This is a genomic window from Agrobacterium sp. SUL3 (assembly GCF_001263295.1).
Classification (GTDB): Bacteria; Pseudomonadota; Alphaproteobacteria; order Rhizobiales; family Rhizobiaceae; genus Agrobacterium; species Agrobacterium tomkonis.
In genome coordinates, this window is sequence record NZ_KQ414518.1 from 1 (window position 1) to 25,893 (window position 25,893).

Here is a 25,893-nt window from a genome sequence, read left to right on the forward strand (position 1 = left end):
AGCCATTGTTCGATGCGCAGGCGTTGGATGGCGAGGCGGTAAAGCGGCTTCTCAAGCACGGTGATCGTGAAAGAGGAGCCTGATAGCCTTCGAGTGGATTAGGAGGAACGATCGTATGAATGTCGCCGTCGTCGCGCATTGCGACTGGAGCATGAACAAAAAGAAGCGATGGATGGCCGTTGCTATGCGGGATGGATTGCGATGGAAAGTCCATGTCCCGGAGTTGTGAGAGCGGCGGTGCAAAAGTCTGCCACGGTAGCGGCGGGATAGTCCTGCTGCGCCGGAATAAAACCCGGCCACCTATTTACCCTTCTGCGACGAGAGCAGGAGGGCGTGGGGATCTAAATCGTGGAATGAGAGAGGTGGTTCGGTTTGTCTGAACAGTTTCGGGCGTTTCGTTAAGTGGATTTCCGCCTCGATTATGCCGCCACCATCATTGGTGTCAGCGCGTTGAAGTAGGCCTGATCCGGCGTCCGCCGGTCAAGGGATGAATGTGGCCGTCTGGTGTTGTAAAAGTTCAGACATCGGCCGATGCCAGCGCGGGCCTCGGACACAGTCTTGTAGGCATGGAGGTAGACTTCCTCGTATTTGATCGAACGCCAGAGCCGCTCGACGAAGACATTGTCTCGCCACGCACCCTTGCCATCCATCGAGATGGCGATCTGTGACCTCTTCAGCACGGCGGTGAAGTCGATGGAGGTGAACTGCGATCCCTGGTCGGTATTGAAGATTTCCGGCCTGCCATGACGGGCAAGTGCCTTCTCCACCGCCTCGATGCAGAAGGCTGCTTCCATCGTGATCGACAACCGCCATGACAAGACCTTCCGGCTGAACCAGTCCACGACGGCGCACAGATAGACAAATCCCCGCGCCATGGGGATGTAGGTCAGGTCCATTGCCCAGACCTGATTGGGCCGGGTGACTGCCAGCTTTCGTAGGAGGTAGGGATAAATTTTGTGCCCTGGCGCTGGTTTCGAGGTGTTCGGGCGGCGGTAGATCGCCTCGATGCCCATCTTCTTCATCAGCGTGGCGACGTGTCGCCGCCCGGTCTCCAGACCTTCTCCTCTCAAGAGCCCTTGCAACATCCGACTTCCGGCAAAGGGATAGTCGAGATGCAATTCGTCAATCCGGCGCATAAGGGCCAGATCGCCGTCAGACACCGGACGAGGCAGATAGTAGACGCTGCCACGGCTGAAGCCGAGAAGCTTCGCCTGGCGCACGACGGATAGCTTGTGCTCGCGGTCGATCATTTCTTTCCGCCCAGCAATCCCGCCTTGCCGAGCGCACCGGATAAAAAATCGTTCTCCAGTGTCAGTTCGCCGATTTTCGCGTGCAGCGTTTTGACATCGATGGTCGGACCCGTTGGCTCCGCCTTCGTTTCATCGCCTAACACACCCGTCGCCCCCTCAAGGAGCTTGTCTTTCCACTGTTTGATCTGGTTGGCATGCACATCGAACTGCTGGGACAATTCCACCAGCGTCTGCTCACCCCGGATGGCGGCGAGCGCCACCTTTGCCTTGAAAGCCGGGCTATGGTTCCGGCGCGGTCGTCTCGTCATGGTCTCTCCTGTTCCCGGCATCTAAGCCGAAGTCAGGCAGAAACTCCACTTATCCCCGCTGTGCAGATTTCCCGAGCCACCTCTGTCGCCTTAGCGATCTCGCTTGAACGATGACCGGTTCGGGCCGATCCATGTCATCGAATACGATAGCTAACGTGCACACAGTACCCCAAAGACGCTCGCTTCCAGTCGGCTATCGCAGGAAACCATCCGCGTCAAACTCCTCCCACCCACGAAGCTGTTCCGCATCCCCGTCGATGGCGCGCTCATCCTTCTTGTTCGGTTTCGGCGTCTTCTTGAGCGATCTTTCCATCTTCCTCTGATACGCGGCCTTCTGTCTCTTCTCGGCATTTGCCTCGGCATCCTCGACCCTCCATTCGTCGACGATGCCGCGGTCGAGCAGGTTCTCCACCACCTTCGGATCGAAGACATGGAACGTGATCTGTCGTGCTCGTCCGTTCAGCCGAACCGTCCTCGTCCCAGCACTCGGAAGACGCCCGTCCGCCAGCCAGCGATGGCGCTCGCTCGTTTTGATGGCGAGAATATCCTGGATCTCCCGCGGGATCACCGGCAAGGTCACAGCTTCCGCCATCACGCCCGAAACGATTCCTGCCGCGGCATTAAAGGCGGTCTTCTCGATGGCCGTCATCTCAAGGGAAAGCTCGTTTCCATCAAGGCTGATCGACTTCTTGGAAATGGCGGGAAGCCGGGCCTGGATTTCCTGAAGAATGCCTTTCGCACGGATTGACGACCCCAGAGTCATCGCTGTCGACAACGTCCATGTCCTGATCAGTCCGATGTCGCTCTTCTCGGTTTTCGGCATGCCATTTAAATGGTGCGTGATGCCATTTGGTTCAACGAGGCAAAGCAGGCCGTCGCGATGCCGACGCGCGGTCGACATTGGAACCAAACCTGTCCGAACGTGTTTCCCCCTCGCATTCCAAAGAGGATGCTGGAATTGGAGGAACACCATGAAAAAACTAGCTTTTGTCACCGCCGCCGCTCTCCTTTCGGCATCCGCCGCGTTCGCGCAGAGCGAGACCCCGAAAACGTCCCAGACCACGCCGGCCGTCTCCACCTCCGGTGAGCAGAATCCCGGCGCGCCGGTTGCTGGCAAGAATAGCTTCACAGAAGCTCAGGCCAAGTCGCGCATCGAAGATGCCGGGTACACGGACGTGTCGGGCCTGAAACTCGACGATCAGGGCGTCTGGCGCGCGACCGGGACCAAAGACGGCAAGGCCGGAAACGTCTCTCTGGATTTCCAGGGCAACGTGACGATGGCCAAGTAATCAAAACCAACAAAAAGAAGAGGAAACAACCATGCAGACCGTGACAGGACTCTACGACTCCTACGAAGACGCCCGCTCGACCGTCAAGGCATTGGAAGATGCTGGCGTCCCCTCAGATGACATCAGCATCGTCTACTACAAGGACGGCAAAGAAGAGGTCGAGGGCCAGGGCAACAATGCAGCCGAAGGCGCTGGCACGGGTGCCGGCATCGGTGCCGTAGCGGGCGGCGCCGGCGGCCTTCTCACGGGTCTCGGCATGATGGCGATCCCAGGCGTCGGCCCGGTCGTCGCGGCCGGATGGCTTGCCGCGACCGCAGCAGGTGCAGTCGCGGGTGCAGTCGTCGGTGGCGCAGCAGGCGGCATCGTCGGTGCGATGATCGAGTCCGGCGTGCCGGAGAAGGATGCTCATGTCTACGCCGAGGGCATCCGCCGCGGCGGTGCTGTCGTTGCTGCGAGGGTCGAGAGCGATAAAGTTGCGACTGCGGAAACCATTCTCAACCGCTCGCGCCGGGTCGATTTGAACACCCGTCGTGATGCCTATGTTGCCGAAGGATGGACACGCTTTGACGACGCGGCCGATCCGTACACTGCCGATCAGATCGCTGCCGACCGTGGCCGTTATCGGACCGATCCGCGCATTTGATGCCCTTGAATCAAGAATGAGCTGAACAGCGCCGCTTCGTTCTGGAGCGGCGCTTTCACATTCGGAAGGGGGCGGATTCGCGCCCGTTCAGTAATGTAGGCCTATCGCTCGCTGAGGCTCATGGGCCTTTCGCCACCTGCAGGAAGACCGAACATCCCCCTGACAAAGTTCAGGAATGCACCGTAAGGGCGCCCAAGCACCAGCATCATTACGGTCGCTCCGAGGATGCCGTAGAAAAGTCCGATGCCGCTTGCACCGTTCGCCGCGATGATGGCGGCGTAGATCGGCACCTGGAAGGTCTTGAGTGCAATGCTGTCCCAAAGAATGCACGATAGTCGACCGTCCGAGGCCCGACGCATCATCCAGTCTCGCCAGATGCCGTAGGAGCGTGCGACCGGCACCATCAAAGACCGCACCGAGGAGCCGGGCATGGAGAACCTGGTCCCACTGCATCCCGGCCACGAACCGTTCGTTGAGCGCGCCTGTGGTCGTGAAGAAGAGCAGCAGCCCGAGAGTGTCGGCAAGAAACTCAATCCGCCGGTCGGCAACAGGCGATCCGCTGCTCATATGGCACTCGCACCATTCGGGGTTCGATTTGCGGGCGGCTCGCGGTTCAGAATACGAAGAGTGCGGATCTGGCCGGCCAAGGCAAGCAGGGCCTTGGAAACGGTCTCGTCGGACATCTCGATGATGTTGCGGGCGATGTCGTCGACGACGCGTTCCAAAGCCTCGTCGAACGGAGCGAGCTTGCACGTCTCCAATAGGAGACCGCGCATTGCCCCGGATACCGTGAGCCCGCGTTCGAGAAGACGTTGTCGTTCTTGCGCCGACACCTGCGGCAGTCGGTTCGCCGCGCGGACAAAATCAGCAACCAGATCGGTGGTCACCGTCATAGCGAATTGACCTCCGGCGCGGGTTTCCCGGCGAACCTCGATGAGTTCACATCCCTCGACACCCGATGGAATTCGAGCTGGCCATCTAAGTTCTCGTTCTCCAAGAGTTCCTTCGCACGAGCGCCAGAGGTCTTCGGATCAAGCCACTCCTTGAAAGCCGTTGGATCGAGGATGGCAGGTTGTCGATCATGCAGCTTCGACATCGCCTCTGCGGCCGGCATGGTAACGATCGTGCAGCTCGTGACATCGAGCTTCGAATTGTGTGTCCATAGGGCATCGTAAAGTTAACTTCAGCGAAGCAAAGGCGTGACGCCCGCCACGTGCACTGCTCATGCGCGAGCGATCTTCGCCCATAGGTTCATCGCCGCTGTGCGCAGTTCGCGATGATGGCTGGAGGGAATGTCGTGGCGCGGGATGTGGAAGAGGTTGGCAATCGGATCATGGATGNTGCGCAGTTCGCGATGATGGCTGGAGGGAATGTCGTGGCGCGGGATGTGGAAGAGGTTGGCAATCGGATCATGGATGGAAACGAAGAGTTGCAGATGTCGCTTTGACTTGAAGCGCTTCATGATCCGCGCTCGCCGTCGGATCGGCTGGTGGGAATTCTCTGCCCGATTGTTCAGGCCTTTATGGGAGCGGTGCTCGACACCGGGCATGATTTCCTGCTTTGCGGCGACATAGCAGCGAAGCTTGTCGGTGATCATCACGCGCGGCGATCGTCCCTGGCCTTACAAAAGCTTGCGCATCAGGCGCTTGGCCGCCTTGGCGTCGCTGCGGCTTTGCACCAGAACCTCCAGGACAAAACCGTCCTGATCCACGGCGCGCCATAGCCAATGCTTCTTGCCCCGGATCGAAATAACGACCTCATCGAGATGCCATTTATCGCCGAGCCGGCCGCGCGCGAACGTTGACGGATTTGGTTGGCGAAAGTTCGTCCGAATTTCTCTGCCCACCGCCGGATCGTTTGATGCGAGACAACGATGCCACGAGCGGCCAGCATGTCTTCGACCATCCGCAGGCTCAGGGGAAAACGGAAATAGAGCCACACCGCGTGGGCAATGATTTCAGCGGGAAAGCGGTGGCGACGGTAGAGCGGATCACGGTCTGTCATGCNATAGAGCCACACCGCGTGGGCAATGATTTCAGCGGGAAAGCGGTGGCGACGGTAGAGCGGATCACGGTCTGTCATGCTTCTTCATCGCCTATCAAGCCCCAAGTTCCGTTAACTTTACGATGCCCCGCGAGCAGTTCCCACGCGGACCGTCATAGGCACTCCGGGTTTAGGGATCGACTATACGCTCGGTTGTCGCGATGGAGACGCACTGTCTCGAGTGGCGTTGAAAACTGTGATGGTGCATTGTTCGAACGCCGCCAAGTCTCCGCGGGAAGCGACGGCGCGCGGCTCGGCAAACCGACCCAGCGCAACGCTCGGCATGATAAAAAATTTCTGCTAAACAATTATGATGATGAGTGCGGCAGAGGTTGATGAAACAAGTCGAACGAAAACGCTTCGGCTCATTGATCGCCTTCGGCATTTTTAGCACCGGGCTCTTTGCGCCGGTCCTGATCGCGCACCAGCCAGTGGACTGCTCCGAGCGCAAGAGCCGCGCCCGCGAGGGCGGCAATCTTGGCTGGCTCCGTCTCGCCAAGGTCGAGGATGATAAATTTGCGCGCGATCGCGAGGAGCGCGATCAGCACGATCGTGCGGACCTGGAGAATGCCGAAGCTGCGTTCTGTCGCCACAAGAAGGGAGCGCTTGAACTCGAGCGCAATTACAACGGTGAAGATCATTCCGAACACCACCTGGAAGGTGGCGTAATCGAGCGTGTCGAACGCTCCCAAGACCAACCGGTTCACGACCTCGCGCATCAGCGCCCAAACCGACGCCACGACGATAACCGCAATGATGGCGCTGAGGACGAAAATGACGACCTGTTCGAACTTCTCGTAGAGCGTCATCGCCGACCATTATTCACGGGTTAGCCCAGATCGTTTCAGGTCTTTCATCATTCCCCCTCGAAAGCCGCCCCGGAGAAACAGGCTCCCCGGGGCTCACCAGACGGCGTGATATCAAACGGAGCTGAGCGGACGCCGCAAACCGGCGACACCCAATGTGGCAAATCAGCCGTTCTTGACATCGATGCGCTTGATCTTCGCCTGCGCCTCGGGTGTCTGGGGCAGCTTGATCGTCAGAACCCCGTTCTTGAAGGATGCCTGCGCCTTTTCGCCATCCACACCGGGAGGGAGCGGAATTGTCCGGTAGATTGCGCCGTAGCTGCGCTCGGACAGGTAATACCCCTTCTTCTCCACCTGGCGCTCGATCTTCTTCTCCCCCTTCACAGTCAACATGTCATCGTTGACCGTCACCTCGATGTCCTTCATCTCCATGCCCGGCAGCTCGATCGACACTTCGATCGCGTTGTCGGTCTCGACCATGTCGGATTTGGCTTCGCCGCTGCCCCAGGGCCATTCGAACTGACCGACCCGGTTCCAAAAGTTCTCGAACACATGGTTCATTTCGCGCTGGAGTGTCGCGATCGGGTTGTCTTCGCTGCTCTTGGCGTCTGGCGCGCCGTCCTTGCGCGCCCAGGGGATGAGGTCTTTGATCTGCATGATATGGTCTCCTTCGGTTTTCAGGCGCCCTTGACGGCGATCCTTTTCGGCTGCGCTTCAGGGGCCCGGGGGAGCGTTAAAGTTAGGACGCCTCCTCGCATCTCGGCTTCGATCCTGTCGGGGTCGAAGTCCTCGGAAAGCGTGAAGGCACGCTCGAAATCGCCCTCGCCATATTCGGCATAGGCAAGTTCGAGGTTTTTCGGCCGCACCGGGTCAACCTTGCCGCGGATCGTCAACACACGATTTTCGAGCGTGATTTCGATCGCATCGGCGGCGACCCCAGGCATTTCAAGCATCATGGAGAAACCCTGATCGGTCTCGACGATATCGGTCGACGGGCGGTAGATGCGTCCGCCGCCGGTGGTCTCAGGCGAGTCGGTCGGCGTCTTTTCGGCGGCTTGCGAGATGTCGGTGCTCATCGTTCCAGCTCCTCTCAGGCTGCCTTGATCTCGATTTTCTTCGGCTTTTCTTCCTCGGGCCGGGAGATGACGATCCGCAATACGCCGTTCGCCATCCTCGCCTCGACCTTGTCATCCGAGGCCACGAACGGCAGCCGGATCGCGCGGGAAAACCTGCCGTAAACGCGTTCGTTGCGGTGCCAGCGCGCACCGTCGGGAACCTCGGGCGCCTTGCGTTCGCCCGACAGCGTCAGGACGTTGTCCTTGACCGAAATTTCAATGTCGTCCGGTTCGATGCCGGGAAGTTCAGCGGTGACTGCGACGGCCTCAGGGCCTTGCCAGACATTTACCGCCGGGAACGCCGCGCGGGACGGCGGCCAGAAACCGCGGTCGAGATCGCGCATCATGGAGCGCATCAGCGCAAAGGGATCGCTGCGGCGCAGATATGTCGGGTAGAGCATTGCTGGCCTCCTGTTGCTGATCGATACCCCCGAACCGTCGGCATGGAGGGACCGGGCAACGGTGCCGGCCGGATGTGGGTTCGGAGAACGCCTATCAAGATAGGCCGTTCCATTTATTATGCAAGCATGTATGATGGGTGCATTGCGTTTTGGATGGGGGGCTGTTTCTCCTGTGTACCATGCAATCGGCGGAAGGATAACCATGATCTCTTCGGACATCGCGCTGATCGGGACGAAGATCCACCGGGTCGCGCAGCTCATCCAGCAGCGGATCGACCAAGACATCCGCGGCAGCGGCCTGACCCGCCTATCCTGGATGGCGGCGGCGCATGTCGAGGATGCGCCTGGGCTGACCATCGGCGATCTGGCCGACCTGCTGGAGGTCGGCCAGGCCACAGCCGGCCAGCTCGTCGATCGCATGGTCCGGGGCGGCTGGGTCGAGCGGTCGCCCTCGCCCGACGACAGGCGGGCGCAGATCGTCACGGCAACGTCGAAGGCCCGGGCGATGCTGGAGGAACTCGCGCCGCGGCAATCGGCGCTCGAACATGAAATCTTCCAGGATCTGTCGGCGGACGAAAGGCGCGCCCTGCTGGCGCTGCTCGAGCGGATCAGGGCGCGGCTCGGGCGCCAGTGAAAGGGACAAGCGGCATGGAAAGGAAGACCGAATATAACATCTGGTACTGGGTGGTGGCTTTCATAGCCGTGCTTTTCATCCAGAACCTGATCGCCGGCTGGCAATCCGTCGCACCGATCAGCTACAGCCAGTTCGAGAAGTATCTCGCTGACGGGAAAATTTCCTCTGTCGCGGTCGGGTCAGACACTATCACAGGCACCTTCGCCGAACCGGTCGACGGCAAGAAGCAGTTCGTGACGACCGTAGTGAATCCCGCAATCCTGGAACGGATAGACCGGTCAGGTATCGAGATCACTGGCGTTCCGCAAAACACTTTTCTCGGCACGCTGATTTCCTGGGTGGCGCCAGCGCTTATCTTCTTCGGAATCTGGATGCTGCTGTTCCGCAAGTTCGCCGACAAGCAGGGCTTCGGCGGGTTCATGCAGGTCGGCCGCAGCAAGGCCAAGGTTTACATGGAAAAAGAAACCGGCGTCAGCTTCGCCGACGTGGCCGGTGTGGACGAGGCCAAGGCCGAGCTCGAGGAGGTCGTGGAGTTCCTCAAGAACCCGGCCGAATACGGAAAGCTGGGCGCACATATCCCCAAAGGCATATTGCTCGTTGGGCCGCCGGGCACCGGCAAGACGCTGCTGGCGCGCGCGGTGGCGGGTGAGGCCGGCGTGACCTTCTTTTCGATCTCGGGATCAGAGTTCGTCGAGATGTTCGTGGGCGTCGGTGCCGCGCGGGTGCGCGACCTCTTCGAGCAGGCTCGGAAATCCGCGCCGGCGATTATCTTCATCGACGAACTCGACGCTCTCGGGCGGGCGCGCTCCTCCGGCCAGATCGCTGGCGGCCATGATGAGCGTGAGCAGACGCTGAACCAGCTTCTGACCGAGCTCGACGGCTTCGACCCTTCGGTGGGCATCGTGCTCCTGGCCGCCACCAACCGACCAGAGATCCTCGACCCCGCGCTGTTGCGGGCCGGACGCTTCGACCGTCAGGTGCTGGTGGATCGGCCGGATAAGAAGGGACGTGTGCAGATTCTTTGCGTTCACATGAAAAAGGTGAAGCTCGCCCCGGACGTCGATGCCGAGAAGGTCGCAGCGCTCACGCCCGGCTTCTCGGGCGCCGATCTTGCCAATCTCGTCAACGAGGCAGCATTGCTCGCCACGCGCCGCAAGGCCGATGCGGTGACGATGGACGACTTCAACAATGCCGTAGAGCGCATCATCGCCGGGTTGGAGAAGAAGAACCGCGTTCTGAACCCGCGCGAGCGCGAGATCGTGGCGCACCACGAGATGGGGCACGCGCTTGTGGCGATGGCTCTGCCGGGGGTGGACCCGGTGCACAAGGTCTCGATCATCCCGCGCGGAATTGGCGCGCTCGGCTACACTATCCAGCGCCCGACCGAGGACCGCTTCCTGATGACGCGGGAGGAGCTGGAGAACAAGATCGCAGTCCTGCTTGGCGGGCGCGCGGCCGAGAAGATCATCTACAATCATGTCTCGACCGGGGCGGCCGACGATCTGGTCAAGGCGACCGATATCGCCCGCGCCATGGTCGCGCGGTACGGGATGGACGAAGACCTCGGGCATGTCAGCTACGACACCGATCGGCCAGGCTTTCTCGGCACCGGCGACCAGTCGTCGTGGCTGAACCGCCGCTACAGCGAGGCCACTGCCGAGCGGATGGACCAGAAGGTGCGCGACATCGTGGATGGCGTGTTCAAGCGCACCCTCTCGCTTCTCGAAGCCAACCGGGCGCTGCTCGAGCAATCGGCGCAGGATCTCCTGCAACGCGAGACACTGGACGAGCCCGATCTGGTGGCAATTGGGTCCAAGATGAAAAGAACGGAAGCGGTCGCTGCCTGACACCGTCACTGACGCAGATGATCGCGGACAACCCTGACTGGATAAAGAAACGGAGAGGAAAAATGGCAAACGGAACTTGCGATATTTGCGGTCGCCCGGCGACGGCGCGCGTGCGCGCCTCGGTGAACGGCAAGGTTCAGAACATGGAGCTGTGCGATCAGCACTACAGCGAAATAGCGCGCCGGTCGGGTCGCAGCGCCTCGCCGCTGGAGTCCCTGTTCGGACGACATTCCCTTCTTGACGAATTCTTCGGCGAGAGCGGTTTCGGCAGCCTCTTTGGTGACAGTCCGCTGCGAGGCGGCACGCTCGGCTCTATGGGTGATGGCGATGACGCTGTCGTCGACGCCACTTTCGGCGAGGGCGCGCCGCGGCGTGGATCGCGGCGCGGCGGCGGACGCACCATCGCCGACCGGCTGAGCGAACAGGGCAACAAGCTGCTGCAGGATGCAGCACAGAAGGCCGGGGAATTCGGGCGCAGCGAGGTCGATACCGAACATCTGCTTCTGGCATTGACCTCGTCTGACGTCGTCAAGACGATCCTGGAACAGTTCAAGGTCGATGTGGACGATCTGCGCCGCCAGATCGAGAAGGAAGCGAAGCGTGGAGACGCCAAGACGGAAGGCGAAATCGGCGTCAGTCCTCGCCTGAAGGACGCACTGAACCGAGCCTTCATCGCCTCGAACGAACTCGGCCATTCCTATGTCGGTCCCGAGCACCTTCTGATCGGACTTGCCGAGGAAGGTGAAGGCCTGGCCGCGGCGATGCTGCGCAAGCTGGGGTTGACGCCGCAGGCGCTGCGTCAGCAGGTGACGAAGGTGGTCGGCAAGGGAGCCGAGGAAGGCCGCGTCGAGACTCCGTCGAACACCCCCGATCTCGACCAGTTCAGCCGTGACCTGACGAAGCTCGCCCGCGAGGGCAAGCTCGATCCCGTCATCGGCCGCGCCCGCGAGATCGAGACGACGATCGAAGTGCTGGCCCGCCGGAAAAAGAACAACCCGGTGCTGATCGGCGAGCCTGGCGTGGGCAAGACCGCCATCGTCGAGGGACTTGCACAACGGATCGTCGCGGGCGAGGTGCCCGAGGCGCTGCGCGACAAGCGGCTCGTGGAGCTCAACATCAACTCGATGGTGGCCGGGTCGAAGTATCGCGGCGAGTTCGAGGAGCGAGTCCAAAAGATCCTCAAGGAGATCACCGAGGAGAAGGACAGCCTCATTCTCTTCATCGACGAGATCCACACCATCGTCGGCGCCGGCCAGGGCGGTGGCGAAGGCGGTCTCGACATCGCCAACACCTTCAAGCCGGCGCTGGCGCGGGGCGAGCTGAACCTGATCGGCGCGACGACGCTCAACGAGTACCAGAAATACATCGAGAAGGACGCGGCGCTCGAGCGACGGTTCCAGCCGGTTTATGTGGACGAGCCCACGGTCGCACAGACGATCATGATTCTGCGCGGGCTGCGCGACACGCTCGAAAGCCACCACAAGGTGACGATCACCGACGAGGCGATCATCGCCGCCGCGGAGCTTTCGGATCGCTATATCACCGGTCGCTTCATGCCCGACAAGGCGATCGACCTGATCGACCAGGCCGCGGCGCGGGTGAAGATCTCGGCCACTGCTCGGCCCGTGGACGTGCAGGAGCTCGAAGCCGAGGTCGCGCAGATCAAGCGCGAGCAGGACTATGCCGCAGCCCGCAAGCAATTCGACCGTGCAGCGGAATTGAAGAAGGAACTCGAACAGAAGCAGAAGGAACTGGACGAGCTTCTGGAGATTTGGAAGCGCGACCAGGCCTCCGCCACCGCCGAGGTGCGCGCCGATCATGTCGCGCAGATCGTCTCGAAGATCACCGGCGTTCCGGTCACTGAGCTGACCACCGAGGAGAAAGACAAGCTCCTGAAGCTCGAGGAGAAGCTGCACGAGCGCGTCATCGGCCAGGAAGAGGCCATCCGCGCCGTGGCGGATGCGGTGCGCCTGGCGCGCGCAGGACTGCGCGAGGGACGCGGCCCGACCGCGACATTCCTCTTCCTCGGGCCGACCGGGGTTGGCAAGACGGAACTGGCCAAGACGCTCGCCGACGTAATCTTTGGCGATCAGGACGCAATCATCCGCATCGACATGTCGGAGTATGGCGAGCGCCACTCGGTCGCCCGGCTGGTGGGCGCGCCTCCCGGCTACGTCGGATACGACGAAGGCGGGCAACTGACCGAGAAGGTGCGCCGTCGGCCCTACTCGGTCGTGCTGCTCGACGAGATCGAGAAGGCGCACCCGGATGTCTACAACATTCTGTTGCAGGTGTTCGACGACGGTCGGCTGACCGACGGCAAGGGGCGCGTGGTGGACTTCACCAACACCATCATCATCGCCACGTCGAACCTCGGTTCGGACATCATCCAGCGCAACCTCACGAAACGCGGCAGCAGTGAGTTCGACGAGGCCAAGCAGAAGTCCGAGCTGATGGAGGTGTTGCGCGGTCATTTCCGGCCAGAGTTCATCAACCGGATCGACGAGATCATCGTCTTCCACTCGCTGAACCAGTCGGAAATCCGCCAGATCGTCGAGTTGCAGCTCAACCGGGTGAAGCGGACCGCCCTTACCCAGGGCGTCGAACTCGAACTCGATGTGAGCGTCGTGGATCACTTCGGCGCGGTCGGCTTCCGTCCCGAATTCGGTGCCCGCGAGCTACGCCGGCTGATCCGGTCGCAGTTGGAGACCGAGTTGGCCCGCGAGATGCTCTCCGGGCGGATCGAGGATGGTGACAAGGTCCGCGTCGCCTGGTCGGAAGACGAACAGAGGGTCGTGTTCGAAAAGATCGTAAAGGACACCGGTGACGACAGCCCGGACGATCAGGCCAAGGCCGGGATCGAGGAGCCCAGCGAAGTTGCCGAAAACAAGACGGACGTTCCGAAGCCCAGCGTTGGGGATGAGGTGCAGTCCAAGGACGACAAGTCCGCCGAGTGACAGCGCAAAAGATTGGCCCGGCGCGATATCGGTCGCGCCGGACCATCTCTTCGGAGAGTTATAGGAAGGTCCACGGCATGAACGTCATTAGATCATTCCGCAATCTCGACCGGCACGGCCAACAGCGCGCGCCTGAGGTCATCGAGGAAGAATTGCGGCAACTTGAACCGCACCTTGCGCGCTTTCGCGAGGATCTGGTCCGGCTCGAAGTCGTTGCCTCGCAGACGAGGGGCAAGAAGCGCATCAAAGTCAGCCTGCGCCTGCAATTGCCGTCGGGCGTGATCGCGGCCCGGGAAGAGGGATTCGAGATCGAGCCTGTCCTGCGCAAGGCCTTTGCCGACCTGCGCCACCAGGTCGATCGGCATGTGGCGCGCCTCAAGCACGAGCCTGAATACAAGCGTCCCGCCCGCCGGCGCCGGATCGGCGCCCCGCTGCCGCCCGCGCGGGATGCGGCGGAAGCGGACCGGCGCCAGCTCTTCTTTGAGCTGATCGAGGATCATCTCGATACGGTCTATGACACCGTCAGGCGCGAGTTGACCTATCTCGAATGCAGCGGATCGGTACCGGAGGGTTACCTCAGCGTTCGCGATCTTGTCGATGCGACGATCCTCAAGGGACTGGAAAGGTTCGAGCAGCGGCCCACCGAGTTTTCCATAGGCGACTGGCTGCTGAAACTGGCTTTCGAGACCATCGAGGCCGAGGCGCGCGCCGCGCGCCGCGCCGTGCCTGAGGATGCCGCCTCCATCGAGGCGGAACCCGAGGCCCCGGCGGAGGATCCGACCGAGGCGGATCAGGCGATGTTCGAGTTCTACCAGCCCGACGAAGTGCTGATGCTGGAGGACCTCCTCGCCGACGACGGCGGCACAGACCCCGAGAGCCAAGCGGATCGGCATAAGATCGCCATGGTGCTGCACCGGGCAATCGCCGATCTTCCGTCGGTCGAACGCCGCGTTCTCTATCGGCTCCACCTCGACAACGCTACGATCGCGGAGACGGCAGACCTTTTCGGCCTGACCGAGACAGTGGTCGCCGAGATCGCAGAAAATGCGGGCGCGACACTACGCGCGAGGCTTGCCGAAGCCGGGTTGGTCAGAGATCCATCAGGCCGCGCGCCCATCGAACGGGAAATCGCTCACACGCGGCGTCTGCCTCAGCCGATCGAGGATCGCCGCCGCGTGGCCGCCGCCCTAACCGGCGAGGAGGCCGGCTCCGACACCTGACATGGAACTGAATAGGAGATCGACCAATGACCATAGCCTCTGAAAACCCGACCGACAAGATGCAGGACATGCTGTGCAGCCTGTCCCGGAATTGGTGGGCATTCGTGTTACGCGGCGTGCTCGCATTGATCATCGCAGTGCTAGCCTTCGTCATGCCTGCGGAATCGCTTCTGGCGCTCACGCTGGTCTTCGGCGCGTTCGCCTTTGCCGACGGCGTGTTCGGCCTCGTCGCCGCGATACGTAACATCCGCAAGGGCAAACGCTGGGGCTGGCTGATGTTCAGCGGCATTCTGGGCATCGCCACGGGCGTCGTCGTGGTTGTCTCGCCTTTTGTCGCGACGCTTGTGCTTGCGACATTCCTCTGGGCCAGCATCGCATTCTGGTCCGTGTTCTCGGGTGCCCTCGAGATCGCGGCAGCGATCCGCCTGCGAAAGGAAATCAACGGCGAAATCTGGCTGATCCTGAGCGGCCTTCTCTCGGTCGCTCTCGGTGTCGTCGTGACCTGGATGCTGCTGACGCGCCCGGTCGAAAGCTTCCTCGCGCTCGGCTGGCTGATCGGCTTCTACGCCGCGGTCTTCGGGGTGATGTTGATCCTCCTCGGGCTACGGCTTCGCAAGGCGGATCGTTCGGACGGTGCGGCCTTCGATGACGCTCCCCCATCGGCAAAGGCGTGAGGTGCCCTGTGGTGGATGACGGGCGACTTGCCGGCGAGGAGCACGATTTCACCCGATGGGACGAAACGATCTTCGACCGTTGCCTGAGCACCGGCTTCAATCCGTTCGGCAGCGGTCCGACGCCAATCTTCCTGCGGCACCGGGACGCAGAGGCGCCGGACGCCGATGCAAAGCCGTGCATGCCACCTGACACCGAAAATGCGAGGTGCTGATGTCGAACCGCCTGCCTGACTTGGCATTTGCTGCTGCGGCCGCTGCCTTGGGCATCGGCATCGTTTTCGTTTTTCGTTCGATGTATCTTGCCGAAGACATACTGCCTTTCGCGCAGGAGATGACGCTCATCTTCCTCGGCGCTGTCGTGACGATCATTCTGACCGCGGCGCTTCTCAATCGCCAGACCGATCTCGAGCTTCGCAAGGAAGGAAGGGTCATCATCCTCCAGCAGCAATGCGACATTTACATGGCCTGCATCGAGAAGGTCGCAGAGATCGTGGAAACCGCAAGGCACGATGCGAAGCTGATCGATGAACTGCGTGTTCTCAGCCACAAGCTGGCTGTGGTCGCGAGTGCAGGGGTTGTGTCCAGCTTCGAGCAGGTACTGGAGAGCTTGCAGTCCGGTTTTGCTGACGGCACGCTCTCGGACGGGGACGGAGAGGGCGTGATGAATGCCGTCGCCGATCTCACGATAGCGATGCGGTCGGACGTCCTGCACGCTGCTGCCTTTCCTTCGCAGAACACCGAACGCGCCGTTCGCCTGAACTCAAGGCGAATGGAAAAACTCGACGATCTCGAACGTCACCTTCTCGTATCCACCGACACCCGGGAGAACTGATATGCGCGGCCATAATCGCCCACCATTCCCGCCGAAAATTCCCGGAACCGATCTGCCATCCTGGGACGTGCCGACGGCAATCATCTACCGTCCTGCCCGTTCCGCGATGACATCGGCGCCTCGGCCCAACTACTGGGTCCTCGAGTTCGAGCCGTCCCGGCCGCCGCAGATCGAGCCGCTGATGGGATACACGTCCAGCGGCGATCCCTATCGTCCGATCCGGCTGAAGTTTCCGGATCGCGACAGCGCCGTGGACTTCGCAGAGAGGCAGGACTGGCATTATGTCGTGCGCGAGGACGCTGGGGGAGCCCGGATGGCGAACCCTTGGGCGGGTGAGACGCGCCACCGGCTGCACAGGGGCGTCGATGCCCCGGGAGCCTTCCGGGTCCCGTTCCGCCCCGATCGCCGCCTCTCAAGAGTCGTCCAGCATGAGAGCACGGCCGACCCGTCTACCAGCGACAGGGAGAGTTTCGATCCGGTCCTCGAAGCCTCGCTCGAATCCTTCCCCGCCTCTGATCCTCCGGCGTGGACGGGTGTGACAATTGCAAGAAAGACGAGGTGATGACGGCCAGCTGCATGCGCTCGGGGAAATGAGATGTTTCCATGGGCCGATACCGTTGCTCGCAGATACCCCCCCCCCGTGGCCGTCTGGTCAGTCGTCGGGATCAGCCTTCTCGCTTCCTCTACCAGAGCGGCCTGCCGCCGCGTGCGCTCAACCGGTTCCTGTTCGACTTCGCGCTGGTGCCGTCGCGCGTCTTCGGTCAGCTCCGTCTCATCGCCCCGTCCGATTGGACGCCGTTCCTGACAAACATCTTCCTGCACGCGGGATGGCTTCTGTAGAAAAGTAGGGACCTTCGAGACATCCTTGTTTTTGACTTTCGATCACAAGGATAATCGCGATGATGACATTCCGACGGGAAGTTTCACATAAGCTGCGCGTTCTAGAACATGCCGAGCGCCACGGTGACGTTTCGCAAACTTGCCGCTATTTCGGTATCGGCAGAGCCAGCTTCTATCGATGGAAATCGGCATTCGAGCGCTATGGCGAAGCCGGGCTTGCTAACCCTTGATGTCACTTGGCAAAAACGTCCGGGCGGCGTGGTCTGTGGGTTTTGCGCTTCGGAGAGCAAGGCAGTCCTTTTCCACGATAAGATGGAACTGTTCGACGATCATATTAAGTTGCCCCTGGTCCAATGGCTTAATGATCTCGATAGTGTGACGACTGTGCGCTTCTGCTCATCGAGCGGCGGCGGGACATGGGCCGAACTGGACAAGACTTAGCATTTTTTGTCTCGAACTTGGAGATCGGGAGGATGACGCGCCGCTGATGCGTAGTTCATGCTACGAAACATCGCACACATTTGATCTAATGTAGTAAGCGGCCTCTGTTTTCCATCAAGAACAGTGAATTTTGCAAGCCTCACTGCGTTCAGGCCCCCGCAACCAAAATCTTCAAGACTTATCAAACGAATAAGCCCTCCTCATCGGAGGGCTTTTGCGTTCTAAGCCCTCAAATGCCTATGCATCGTCTGAGTCGTAATCTGTCTCTCTTTCTGTGGCCGATTCAGCCTTTCGAGATTGCGATAAATCCGGATTTGGCCATGATGCGCAAATCATCCAACGCTGAAGAAAGCCGCCGTGACCGCCGACCCGTTGCAGATACTCAAGACCGTTTACGGCTATGACACGTTCCGCGGACGCCAGGCCGACATCATCCGACATGTCATGGCGGGAAACAATGCCTTCGTCCTCATGCCGACGGGCCTTCCTTCAGGTCCGATCTTTGCCAGTGGCACCGCGGGGCAGCTCTAGGATATGCCGGATCGAACTCTTTGCCTCACCGCCGTGTTTCTGATGATCGGCTGCTTCGCGTTGATTGCTTCTAAAGCGGTTGCTGCGCCAAAGCGGGACGATCAAGTCCGTACCGATGTCGGTGGATTCAAGCTCAATAGCGTCCTGGTTGAGACTGGTCGGAAGCCAGACTTGCCACCAATCGTCTTTATTCATGGCGCCAGCGCCAGCCTTTACGATCCGATGTTCTCGTTTCGGACAAAGCTGCAGGAACGGGCCAAGCTGTTGTTCGTCGATCGCCCGGGTCACGGCGATTCCGACGTCGGTGGTGAGCAGAACATTTTGCCCGACGGTCAAGCCGACTCCATTGCCGCCCTCATGCAGAAGCGAGGCATCAACCGCGCTATTATTGTCGGTCACTCCTTCGGAGGAGCAATTGCCGCGTCCTTCGCCGTTCGCCATCCGGATATGGTCTTAGGCCTCGTCTTCCTGTCTCCGGCGGTCTACCCATGGAATAGCGGGATCGCCTGGTACTACGAGGCCGCCAGCGCCCCGATCACAGGCACTCTCTTCAGCACTCTTATCGTGCCACCTATCGGGCTTATGACGATCGATAATGCCACGAAAGGCGTCTTTGCTCCGAACCCGGTTCCCGCCGACTACATCGACAAGACACGTGCCCTGCAAGCGCTGCGGCCGCTCGCATTTCGGCACAATGCGAGAGAGGTTGCGGCTTTGAGCGACTGGGCCAGAGCGGCTTCGGTGAATTACCACAAAATCAAAGTGCCTACGGTCATCATCACTGGTGATACTGATAGTATCGTCTCCCCTGAGGTCCACTCCCGTCATCTCGCCCGCGATATTCTCGGTGCCCGTCTGATCGTCGTGCACAATCTCGGGCACAAGTCGGATTTCGTCGCCAGCGATCTGGTAATCGCGGCGATCGAGACGGTCGCAGGCCGCAAGTCGAACCTCAACGCCGTGAAAAGGGATGTCGAGCGGAGGATAGCAGGTGACGGCAAGGATTGATGTCTGGCAGCGGTGGTGCCAGTGGGGACTATCCAGCCTCTATGGTCTCGCGGGAATTCTGCATATCGTCCTGCCCAAACCCTTCCTCGGTATCACGCCTGCCTGGGTTCCTGAGCCCGAGGCGGTTATTTTCCTGACCGGTCTGTGTGAGATCGCCGGCGCCGTCGGACTTCTGGTGCCACGGCTGCGGAAAGCCGCCGGCATTGGCCTGGCGTTCTATGCAATCTGCGTATTCCCGGCCAATATCAAGCATGCCATCGACAGCCTTGGTGCAGTGACTGTTTCGCCATGGCAATGGTCCTACCATCTCATCCGATTGCCTTTGCAGCCTTGCCTGGTGTGGTTGGCGCTCTTCGCGGGAAATATCGTCGTTTGGCCATTCAGGCGTGGCGAAAAATAGCTTTGATATCGTCTGACGAAATTCGAAAAGTTTCATCGTCGGCGGATGCATCCTGAAGGCTGGGGAAAGCATGGGCAAGATCACGCTCACCGACGAGATGGGTGGTGTTGCGCACATGACGATCGCCGACGTCAAACAATCCAACGGCGTCATCCATGTCATCGACAAGGTTCTTTGCCCAAGATGTAGTCCGGGGCCATTCCGTCATCAGAAAGGCCGGCGACACTTGAGGTCGCCGGCCTTTTCAGTTTTCGTCGTTGAACGTCTGCCGGATTACATGTTCGGCAGAACGGCGATGTCGCGCACTTCGTTGTCGAGCCCCGTGATCGGGCTGACTTCGCTTGCCGCGCCAGTTTCGAGGTTGACCGTGTAGAGCGTCTTGGATGCGGCGAGATACGCCACGTTCTTGCCGTCCGCCATGCCCTGAATATCAAAGGCATAGGCCGCGGGCTTGTCTTTGAGGCCGAGCTTGCCGATTGCTTTCAGCGTACCGTCATTCGGCTTGGTCTGCTGGATCAGCGCGCCGATCGTGGCATCGATATTATACATGGCAGTCTTTTCAGGCTTGCCGACGGAGTTGGTATAGGCAGCAGCGACGATGTTCGGGGTCTCGCCCTTGTGCATGTCGCCCTCCTCGAAGGCAAGCACACCGTCAACCGTCACCGCGCCCGTATCCGGGTGGACGCGATGGTTGGTCGTTCCGGTCATGAAGCGCAGGCGATCGGCCATAGGGTTGAAGTCGACCACGACAGGGGCTTGCGTCATGGTCAGCATCTTGTCCATCTTGGCGACGTCGGTGGCGGCGCCTGTTTCGAGATTGATCGAGACGATGCGATGATCCGGGGTGACGCCGATCACCGTCTTGTTGCCGGGGCGGAAGTCGATGCCTGCAAGCTTGTCGACGCCAGTCACGTCCATCTTTTTCGTCACCGCCGGTTTCTCCGTATCGAAGATGACGAGTGTCTTGTCGCCGGTCAGGCCGAGGACGGGGGCCGCGAATGCGGCCGATGCCACTGTGATGGAAGCAGCGGAGGCAATCAGTGCGAAACGAATGATCTTCATGTCTTTCTCCCGTGTTGAACCGTTCGGAAGTCGTGTAGCGCTCGGCTCTCGACGCTTCCTGAACTGAAGACACGCCAGCCATGCCGTTTGGATGCAGCCTCGAAAAAATAATTTCGACTTGCATCCATTCGTTGATTCGGCGGGTATAGCTTTCGAAGCCGACAGTCTTCTTCGTCGGTGTTGGGAGAAGATAGATGCTGATGGGCTCTAGGCCGGACGATCTCGATACGGCACTTGCTGCCTGTGCCAAGGGTGATCGCAATGCGCTTCGCTTGATCTTTGATCGGGAGGCGGGACGCCTGATAGCGGTCGCCGAGCGCATTGTCCGGCGTCGCGAGCTTGCCGAAGAGGTGGTGCAGGACGCCTTCATCCGGATATGGACCCATGCGCATCAGTACAGGGCCGATCGCGGCTCCGCCCGAGGCTGGATCTATGCCATTGTCCGCAACCGGGCACTTAATCTCCTGCGGGATGGAAAGCGCGAGCACACAGTCGAGGAAGTGGAGGCCCTGCGCGAAAGCGAGCAGGCGGATGAGGTCATGGCGGCATGGCACAGGCTGGACCGCAGTTCGCGGCTCTACGATTGCCTTGGCGGACTGGACGAGAGTAAGCGGAGCGGCATTCTTATGGCCTATATCGGCGGCTACTCGCATGGCGAGATCGCCGGGAGGCTGCGCATTCCGCTCGGTACGACCAAATCCTGGATCAGGCGTGGCCTTGCAGCTCTCCGGGAGTGCATGGCATGACCTACGATCGTAAGGATATCCCTGCTATTGCCGATGAATATGTCCTGGGCCTGATAGAGGCCGGGGATGTTGACGAGGTTGAGGCTGCCATGGAACGCGATGCTGAACTGCGCGCCGCAATTGCTGCCAGCCGCGAGCGCTTCCTGCCACTCGACATGAGCGTGGCACCCGCTATCGTCACCGAGCAGCTTTGGCAGCGCATCGAAGCGGCCTTGCCGGTCCAGGATCAACCCGGTGTTATGCCTCTGATCTCAAATGCCAATGACAACCGTAGAAGCGGTTGGCGAATGGTCGCGATCTCGGCCGTCGCCGCCACCTTTTTGCTCGCGATAGGGCTTGCCTACAGCCTGACCCGGACGGTGGAACCGCTTGTCGTCGCGGTTCTAATCAATGATTCTGGGGAGGTGCAGGCGGTCGTCGAAGATTTCGGCAACGCGCAGGCGACGATCCGTATGCTGGCCGATTTCAACATCCCCGGGGACAAGACGATCCAGGTTTGGACCCTGCCGTCCAAAGACACAGGGCCCGTATCGCTTGGCCTGATCGACGGTGCGCGCTCGGCGCATCTGGCTGTTCCGGAATTGCCAACACCAAGGGGGGACCAGCTCTACGAGATCACCCTGGAAGACGCTGGCGGATCTCCGACCGGGCGGCCGACCGGACCGATCCTCGCTAAGGGCCTCGCGAAGTTGCTGCGATAAAAATCGCGCCAGATATCTCCGTTTTGGTGCTTGTACGGTAGCTCGATATTTTGATGATGTGAGTTATAGAAAGGCTGGCTATAACTCATGTGACGTGTGCACTGGCATGCTTACCAGGCAACCTCGTAGATACTGGCGGCATCCGATAGCGACATGGTACGCGGGTTATTGACCAGCAGGCGGGTCTGCTCCATCGCACTTTCCGCGAGCAGAGGAATTCCCTCCTTTGGAATTCCGACATGCCTCAGCCTTACGGGAAGATTAAGGCGCACTGGCAGCATCGTTAGTCCGTCGATGAAACCGGCGAGCCGTCCGTTCTGATCGGCAGGCTCAAGGTGAGGAAAGAGACACGGTGCCAGTTCCGCGTAGGCATCACCACACACCGTCGCGTTGAAGCGCAAGACGTGCGGCAGTACCAGACTGTTGGAAAGACCGTGGGGAACGCCGTAGCGGCCTCCGATCGGATAGGCGAGAGCATGAACGGCAGCGACAGGCGAATTGGCAAAGGCCTGCCCCGCCAACATTGCACCCAGCAGCATCGACTGTCTGGCGGCAAGGTCGGTTCCATCCTCGACGGCGATCGCGATATTCGCTCCGAGAAGCCGCAGGGCTTCTTTGGCAAGGGCACGGGAAACGGGATTGTTGTTTGCACTGGCGGACGTGAAGGCCTCGATGGCGTGGACCATTGCGTCAATTCCCGTCGCCGCGGTCACGGCGGGAGGAAGTCCGATGGTCAGGTTCGCGTCGAGAAGCGCCACGTCTGGCAGAAGTACGGGTGATACTACGCCCTTTTTCTGGTGTTCGCCCGTGGTGATGATCGAAATCGGCGTGACTTCCGATCCGGTACCGGCCGTTGTCGGCACGAGCACCAGCGGCAGACGCTCCCCCGTCACCTTGCCAACGCCGTAGATAGTGTCGAGCGCTTCGCCGCTTTTGGCAATGAGCGCCACAAGCTTTGCGACATCGAGCGACGAGCCGCCGCCGATGCCCAGCACACCGGTTGCGCCAAACGTCACCGCCTGTGCCGCAGCCGCATGGATGATGGCTTCCGGTGGATCAGCGACAACACCGGTGAAGATTGATGTTTCGGCGCCGGCTTCTGTAAGACTGGCAAGCGCCGGCTGAACGAGCCCCGCCTTGACGACCCCATCGTCCGAAATCACCAGAACGCGCGGACCGAGCATGCTCCTCAGCTCCGAAAGCTTTGCGATACAGCCCGTTCCCGCAATGATCTGCGGGACGGTTGCGAATGTGAATGTGGACATCCTGCCGACCTTTTACTGATGCCATTTGACGAGAGGCTGATAATGATGCGGCTGACGCATGACAACAAGGTCTTTTCGCCGGACGATGTTCGTTGGATAGGGTGTATCGAGATTGGTGGTGTCGACGGTCGCACCGGCAATCCCTTTCGCGTCCAGTATCACCGATTCCTGACGCGGAAAGGTAAAGGAGTCCGGCCCGAACACGGGACTCTTGCCCAGATATCCCCGTGGCTCATCAAGTACATTGGCGAAGGCGAAATAGACGTTGTTCTCGCCGCCGCGGGGTCTTTTCTCGGGTCTTCTGGATGTGGCGGGTCTGCAGGGCCCGGCATTGGTGCATTCGGCGATAACACTGCCATCGCACGACGGCTCAGAACCGGCATAGTGCGCCTCAACAGCTCCGCCTGGGATGGGGGCCGCCCCCTTCGGCGGCTACAAGTAGTCGGGCAACGGTCGGGAATATGGCAAGTTCGGTCTGCAGGAGTTCACCGAAATAAAGGGCATCGTCGGCTTCGGAGACTGACCGTTACGACCCATCTCGCATCGTGACGCGTTCATCGGGACTCGCCTCGAAATCGGGAAGCTTCGGATCTTCATCCCCATCGCGCCGTGCCGACGGCGATAACAGGGCCGGTTGCCTGACCAGTCGGCGAGCCGCCGAAAGGTTCGACGCTGATCGCGAAGATGGTGCCTTCGGTGATGCTGTTGCGCATGTCTGCGGGGATTATAAGATCGCCATTCGTGCCGGGCTGGAAGACGCCGAGCGAGCGGGTCTTGCCGCCGTCCATCACCAGCCACAGTTCCAGCGATTTTTCGTCGGTCTTGCCGGTTGCAACAGGCACAATGCGCATCCGTCCGGATTCCGCATCGTAGGAGGCAAGGAGATTAACCTGGCTGTCGGTCGTTGCAAGTTCGGCTACCAGCGGGGTGGCGCCCTGCCACTTTTCGGGGAAGGCGGCGTAAACGATGGCGGCCACGGCGGTTGCGCTGGTGACAACCGAGATCCAGCGCCAGAAGGACGCGGAATTCCAGAGGCTGCCATTGGTATTGGCGGTCCTGCTGCCGAACAGGCGTTCTTCGATACGCGCAAGAACAGCAGCGCTCGGTGCCTGCTCCTGGTAATCGGCATTGAAGTCGGAAAAATCCGCCTCCCAACGCTGCACCAGCTGTGCGAAGGCCTCGTCGTCCTGCACGCGTCGTTCCAGTTCACGGCGCTTTTCGAGCGGCAGGACGCCCAGGACATATTCACCTGCGAGGATGTCGTCGCGCGAATGCTTGCCACCGCTCTGTTCGCCCGTCGTCATCGCTGCATGCACTCTCTGAGCTTGAGAAGACTGCGTCGCAGCCAGGTTCTGATCGTGTTAAGCGGCACGCGCAATTCCTCGGCGAGTTCGAGATAGCTCAAGCCCTCGACATAGGCCCGGCGCACCGCCTGCGCGTGTACGGTCTCAAGCTCGCGCATGCAGTCTTCGATCCTGCGGCCTTCATCGGCGAGAACGATCTGCTGCTCAGGATCGCGGGCGCCCTCGTCCGCAAGATCGTAGGCTTCCTCAATGTCGTCGGTTATGGGCTTGCGCGCGCGGATCGTGTCTATTGCATGGTTGCGGGCAATGGCGGCAAGCCATGTGGCGGGTTTGCCGGCGCTGGCGGCAAATGTTCGGGCCCGCTGCCATACCTTGATGTAGATTTCCTGCAGCGCCTCCTCGGCTTCCGTTCTGTCACGCAGGATTTTCAGGCAGATCGCGAAAAGCTTCGGACTGGTTGCCTGATAAAGCGAGACGAATGCTGAACGATCACCCATGCCGACGCGGTTGATAAGGCCTGCGATCTCTGTGCCCTGCATTCGAACCTTCCTTGCTGCGCCTCCTTTATAGGGTCGTCTTTCGCAGGAAGACAAGAGATGCATGCTCATGCTGCGAACCTGGCAACGACTGGGCCGCAGGGTTATCAAACTTAAGCGGCCGGTAAGAGGGGATGTCGTCATCATAGGCCCGTCGGATTTTCCAGCGGGCCGATAAGCCGCACCGTGATGAGATAGCCGATTGTAGCCGCTGTCGCGGAGACGAAGGTTCCCCATAGAAGATCGGCGACGGTCAGGGTCGTGGACCAGTTTTTCAACGTCGCCTGATTGGTCAGGTCGTAAGTGGCATAGGCCATGAAACCGACCACTGCGCCATAAAGCAGCGCGGTCGTCCATTCCCCCGTCAGAAAGGCCGGGCGAACCGCAAGAAAGGTCAGGCCGGCGGCATAGATGAGGTAAAAGACGACCGCCGGAGCAAGCCGGAAGTTTTCTGCCAGAAGATCGCCGATGGCCGGGCGGTAAAGACGCGACGCCATCGTGCTCAACCAGATGAAATCAATCACCAGAAAGGCGACGAGGGTAAAAAGGTAGGCTGCGAAATAGGTTTTCATTGGTGTTTTCCTTTGCAGGGCATCGATAAGGAAGCGACGATGTGGGTCGAAACAACGCGAAGATGTGGCTAGTCGATCCTTGTCCAGTTTATGCCCTTGCACAGCAGACCGGCGACGATACAGCCTTTCGTGGTCATGCCGTTGCCGTTTATTGTCACTGTTATCCTGTAGGATTTATCCCGCTGGGGGTCGAAAGCGGTGCCGGAATAGCTGCCTGCCTCTGTCTGCTTTATGTCCATGATCAGCCGGTCCCCGGCCTTTTCCTTCGGGGTGCCCGGCTTGATCCAGGTGTTTGTGGCACAGATATTTTCACCGCAGGGCGCGATCAATACTTTCGCTTGGCCGTCTCCGCGCGCCCAGTTGCCGTCGATATCGGCCGCCGTCGCGCTGGACGCGACCAGCAGTGACCATAGGACGGAAGCAACCGTCAACCCGTTGATCATCATTGTCTCTCTCCGCAGTTTGGTC

Annotated in this window: 28 protein-coding genes and 7 pseudogenes; 17 read left to right on the forward strand and 18 right to left on the reverse strand. The window is 60.3% G+C overall.

Annotated features, from left to right (window positions below):
* Nucleotides 1-419: 419 nt before the first annotated feature.
* A protein-coding gene (locus tag AKG12_RS24805; RefSeq protein ID WP_197283351.1) for an IS3 family transposase occupies nucleotides 420-1,558 on the reverse strand; the annotation gives its coding sequence in 2 pieces (ribosomal slippage) (nucleotides 420-1,300 and nucleotides 1,300-1,558; 1,140 coding nt in all).
* 193 nt (nucleotides 1,559-1,751) lie between these two features.
* A complete protein-coding gene (locus AKG12_RS24815; protein WP_052820902.1) occupies nucleotides 1,752-2,381 on the reverse strand; it encodes a hypothetical protein in 630 nt (209 codons plus the stop codon).
* 148 nt (nucleotides 2,382-2,529) lie between these two features.
* Between AKG12_RS24815 and AKG12_RS24820 the strand changes: the two genes are divergently transcribed.
* On the forward strand, nucleotides 2,530-2,847 hold the full coding sequence (locus AKG12_RS24820; protein ID WP_052820846.1) for a hypothetical protein: 318 nt from the start codon (nucleotides 2,530-2,532) through the stop codon (nucleotides 2,845-2,847).
* 31 nt (nucleotides 2,848-2,878) lie between these two features.
* Nucleotides 2,879-3,490: a general stress protein gene (locus AKG12_RS24825; protein WP_052820847.1), complete on the forward strand. Its 612-nt coding sequence runs from the start codon at nucleotides 2,879-2,881 to the stop codon at nucleotides 3,488-3,490.
* 101 nt (nucleotides 3,491-3,591) lie between these two features.
* Here the strand turns inward: AKG12_RS24825 and alaE are convergent, their stop codons facing one another.
* From alaE to AKG12_RS24865, 9 genes and pseudogenes are all read right to left on the reverse strand, one after another.
* Nucleotides 3,592-3,894: an L-alanine exporter AlaE gene (alaE, locus tag AKG12_RS24830; RefSeq protein WP_285277860.1), complete on the reverse strand. Its 303-nt coding sequence runs from the start codon at nucleotides 3,892-3,894 to the stop codon at nucleotides 3,592-3,594.
* Nucleotides 3,895-3,958: 64 nt separating this feature from the next.
* Nucleotides 3,959-4,057, reverse strand: a pseudogene (locus AKG12_RS31315) (hypothetical protein); the annotation flags it as partial.
* Nucleotides 4,054-4,383 carry a hypothetical protein gene (locus tag AKG12_RS24835; RefSeq protein ID WP_052820848.1) on the reverse strand — a complete coding sequence of 110 codons (330 nt, stop codon included), beginning with the start codon at nucleotides 4,381-4,383 and terminating at the stop codon, nucleotides 4,054-4,056. The gene AKG12_RS24835 and the pseudogene AKG12_RS31315, both read right to left, overlap by 4 nt.
* Nucleotides 4,380-4,640: pseudogene (locus AKG12_RS24840) on the reverse strand (SOS response-associated peptidase family protein); the annotation flags it as partial. The pseudogene AKG12_RS24840 and the gene AKG12_RS24835, both read right to left, overlap by 4 nt.
* A 72-nt stretch (nucleotides 4,641-4,712) precedes the next feature.
* A pseudogene (locus AKG12_RS24845) lies at nucleotides 4,713-5,494 on the reverse strand (IS6 family transposase).
* 404 nt (nucleotides 5,495-5,898) lie between these two features.
* A complete protein-coding gene (locus tag AKG12_RS24850) occupies nucleotides 5,899-6,342 on the reverse strand; it encodes a phosphate-starvation-inducible PsiE family protein (protein ID WP_052820849.1) in 444 nt (147 codons plus the stop codon).
* Nucleotides 6,343-6,504: 162 nt separating this feature from the next.
* Nucleotides 6,505-6,996 carry an Hsp20/alpha crystallin family protein gene (locus AKG12_RS24855; protein ID WP_011982931.1) on the reverse strand — a complete coding sequence of 164 codons (492 nt, stop codon included), beginning with the start codon at nucleotides 6,994-6,996 and terminating at the stop codon, nucleotides 6,505-6,507.
* 20 nt (nucleotides 6,997-7,016) lie between these two features.
* Nucleotides 7,017-7,415 carry an Hsp20/alpha crystallin family protein gene (locus AKG12_RS24860; protein ID WP_003603273.1) on the reverse strand — a complete coding sequence of 133 codons (399 nt, stop codon included), beginning with the start codon at nucleotides 7,413-7,415 and terminating at the stop codon, nucleotides 7,017-7,019.
* A gap of 14 nt (nucleotides 7,416-7,429) precedes the next feature.
* Nucleotides 7,430-7,855, reverse strand: a complete 426-nt coding sequence (locus tag AKG12_RS24865; protein WP_052820850.1) for an Hsp20/alpha crystallin family protein — start codon at nucleotides 7,853-7,855, stop codon at nucleotides 7,430-7,432.
* A 202-nt stretch (nucleotides 7,856-8,057) separates the two neighbouring features.
* Here AKG12_RS24865 and AKG12_RS24870 point away from each other — a divergent pair, with 202 nt between their 5' ends.
* From AKG12_RS24870 to AKG12_RS29725, 12 genes and pseudogenes are all read left to right on the forward strand, one after another.
* Nucleotides 8,058-8,489 (forward strand): MarR family winged helix-turn-helix transcriptional regulator, encoded by a 432-nt coding sequence (locus AKG12_RS24870; protein WP_052820851.1) that lies wholly within the window; start codon nucleotides 8,058-8,060, stop codon nucleotides 8,487-8,489.
* A gap of 14 nt (nucleotides 8,490-8,503) precedes the next feature.
* Nucleotides 8,504-10,336 carry an ATP-dependent zinc metalloprotease FtsH gene (gene ftsH / locus AKG12_RS24875; protein ID WP_052820852.1) on the forward strand — a complete coding sequence of 611 codons (1,833 nt, stop codon included), beginning with the start codon at nucleotides 8,504-8,506 and terminating at the stop codon, nucleotides 10,334-10,336.
* A 62-nt stretch (nucleotides 10,337-10,398) separates the two neighbouring features.
* Nucleotides 10,399-13,293 carry an ATP-dependent Clp protease ATP-binding subunit gene (locus AKG12_RS24880; RefSeq protein ID WP_052820853.1) on the forward strand — a complete coding sequence of 965 codons (2,895 nt, stop codon included), beginning with the start codon at nucleotides 10,399-10,401 and terminating at the stop codon, nucleotides 13,291-13,293.
* A gap of 77 nt (nucleotides 13,294-13,370) precedes the next feature.
* Nucleotides 13,371-14,513 (forward strand): sigma-70 family RNA polymerase sigma factor, encoded by a 1,143-nt coding sequence (locus AKG12_RS24885; RefSeq protein ID WP_037094070.1) that lies wholly within the window; start codon nucleotides 13,371-13,373, stop codon nucleotides 14,511-14,513.
* 26 nt (nucleotides 14,514-14,539) lie between these two features.
* Entirely contained in the window at nucleotides 14,540-15,187 is a 648-nt protein-coding gene (locus AKG12_RS24890) for an HdeD family acid-resistance protein (protein WP_052820854.1), read from the forward strand.
* Between the two features lie 211 nt (nucleotides 15,188-15,398).
* Nucleotides 15,399-16,019, forward strand: a complete 621-nt coding sequence (locus tag AKG12_RS24900; protein ID WP_037094075.1) for a hypothetical protein — start codon at nucleotides 15,399-15,401, stop codon at nucleotides 16,017-16,019.
* Nucleotide 16,020: 1 nt separating this feature from the next.
* Nucleotides 16,021-16,581 (forward strand): NADH dehydrogenase ubiquinone Fe-S protein 4, encoded by a 561-nt coding sequence (locus AKG12_RS24905; RefSeq protein WP_052820855.1) that lies wholly within the window; start codon nucleotides 16,021-16,023, stop codon nucleotides 16,579-16,581.
* A 337-nt stretch (nucleotides 16,582-16,918) separates the two neighbouring features.
* Nucleotides 16,919-17,083 (forward strand): annotated as a pseudogene (locus AKG12_RS29720) (helix-turn-helix domain-containing protein); the annotation flags it as partial.
* A gap of 574 nt (nucleotides 17,084-17,657) precedes the next feature.
* Nucleotides 17,658-17,831 carry a hypothetical protein gene (locus AKG12_RS30405; RefSeq protein WP_156316086.1) on the forward strand — a complete coding sequence of 58 codons (174 nt, stop codon included), beginning with the start codon at nucleotides 17,658-17,660 and terminating at the stop codon, nucleotides 17,829-17,831.
* A gap of 3 nt (nucleotides 17,832-17,834) precedes the next feature.
* On the forward strand, nucleotides 17,835-18,839 hold the full coding sequence (locus AKG12_RS24920) for an alpha/beta fold hydrolase (RefSeq protein WP_052820858.1): 1,005 nt from the start codon (nucleotides 17,835-17,837) through the stop codon (nucleotides 18,837-18,839).
* A complete protein-coding gene (locus AKG12_RS24925; RefSeq protein ID WP_052820859.1) occupies nucleotides 18,823-19,239 on the forward strand; it encodes a DoxX family protein in 417 nt (138 codons plus the stop codon). Before AKG12_RS24920 ends, AKG12_RS24925 begins: the two co-directional genes overlap by 17 nt.
* Before the next feature lie 37 nt (nucleotides 19,240-19,276).
* A pseudogene (locus tag AKG12_RS29725) lies at nucleotides 19,277-19,423 on the forward strand (fasciclin domain-containing protein); the annotation flags it as partial.
* 89 nt (nucleotides 19,424-19,512) lie between these two features.
* Here AKG12_RS29725 and AKG12_RS24935 read toward each other — a convergent pair.
* A complete protein-coding gene (locus AKG12_RS24935) occupies nucleotides 19,513-20,301 on the reverse strand; it encodes a DUF4394 domain-containing protein (RefSeq protein WP_052820860.1) in 789 nt (262 codons plus the stop codon).
* 200 nt (nucleotides 20,302-20,501) lie between these two features.
* Between AKG12_RS24935 and AKG12_RS24940 the strand changes: the two genes are divergently transcribed.
* Both AKG12_RS24940 and AKG12_RS24945 read left to right on the forward strand, forming a co-directional pair.
* Entirely contained in the window at nucleotides 20,502-21,047 is a 546-nt protein-coding gene (locus AKG12_RS24940) for a sigma-70 family RNA polymerase sigma factor (RefSeq protein ID WP_052820903.1), read from the forward strand.
* Complete coding sequence (locus AKG12_RS24945; protein ID WP_052820861.1) at nucleotides 21,044-21,748, forward strand: anti-sigma factor; 705 nt, start codon at nucleotides 21,044-21,046, stop codon at nucleotides 21,746-21,748. Before AKG12_RS24940 ends, AKG12_RS24945 begins: the two co-directional genes overlap by 4 nt.
* Nucleotides 21,749-21,858: 110 nt before the next feature.
* Here the strand turns inward: AKG12_RS24945 and AKG12_RS24950 are convergent, their stop codons facing one another.
* Together AKG12_RS24950 and AKG12_RS31110 are read right to left on the reverse strand one after the other, a co-directional pair.
* A complete protein-coding gene (locus AKG12_RS24950) occupies nucleotides 21,859-23,013 on the reverse strand; it encodes an iron-containing alcohol dehydrogenase (protein ID WP_052820862.1) in 1,155 nt (384 codons plus the stop codon).
* 12 nt (nucleotides 23,014-23,025) lie between these two features.
* Nucleotides 23,026-23,301, reverse strand: a pseudogene (locus tag AKG12_RS31110) (nitrilase-related carbon-nitrogen hydrolase); the annotation flags it as partial.
* Nucleotides 23,302-23,367: 66 nt separating this feature from the next.
* Here AKG12_RS31110 and AKG12_RS31115 point away from each other — a divergent pair.
* Nucleotides 23,368-23,536 (forward strand): annotated as a pseudogene (locus AKG12_RS31115) (aldehyde dehydrogenase family protein); the annotation flags it as partial.
* A 70-nt stretch (nucleotides 23,537-23,606) separates the two neighbouring features.
* Here AKG12_RS31115 and AKG12_RS24960 read toward each other — a convergent pair.
* The 4 genes from AKG12_RS24960 to AKG12_RS24975 all read right to left on the reverse strand — a co-directional run bounded on the left by AKG12_RS24960 (nucleotide 23,607) and on the right by AKG12_RS24975 (nucleotide 25,871).
* The gene (locus AKG12_RS24960) at nucleotides 23,607-24,317 is read right to left on the reverse strand and encodes an anti-sigma factor (protein WP_052820864.1); all 711 of its coding nucleotides are present in this window, start codon (nucleotides 24,315-24,317) and stop codon (nucleotides 23,607-23,609) included.
* Nucleotides 24,314-24,856: a sigma-70 family RNA polymerase sigma factor gene (locus AKG12_RS24965; RefSeq protein ID WP_052820865.1), complete on the reverse strand. Its 543-nt coding sequence runs from the start codon at nucleotides 24,854-24,856 to the stop codon at nucleotides 24,314-24,316. Before AKG12_RS24965 ends, AKG12_RS24960 begins: the two co-directional genes overlap by 4 nt.
* 140 nt (nucleotides 24,857-24,996) lie before the next feature.
* On the reverse strand, nucleotides 24,997-25,425 hold the full coding sequence (locus tag AKG12_RS24970) for a DUF2177 family protein (RefSeq protein WP_052820866.1): 429 nt from the start codon (nucleotides 25,423-25,425) through the stop codon (nucleotides 24,997-24,999).
* A gap of 68 nt (nucleotides 25,426-25,493) precedes the next feature.
* Nucleotides 25,494-25,871, reverse strand: a complete 378-nt coding sequence (locus AKG12_RS24975) for a DUF2147 domain-containing protein (protein ID WP_052820867.1) — start codon at nucleotides 25,869-25,871, stop codon at nucleotides 25,494-25,496.
* Nucleotides 25,872-25,893: the final 22 nt, after the last annotated feature.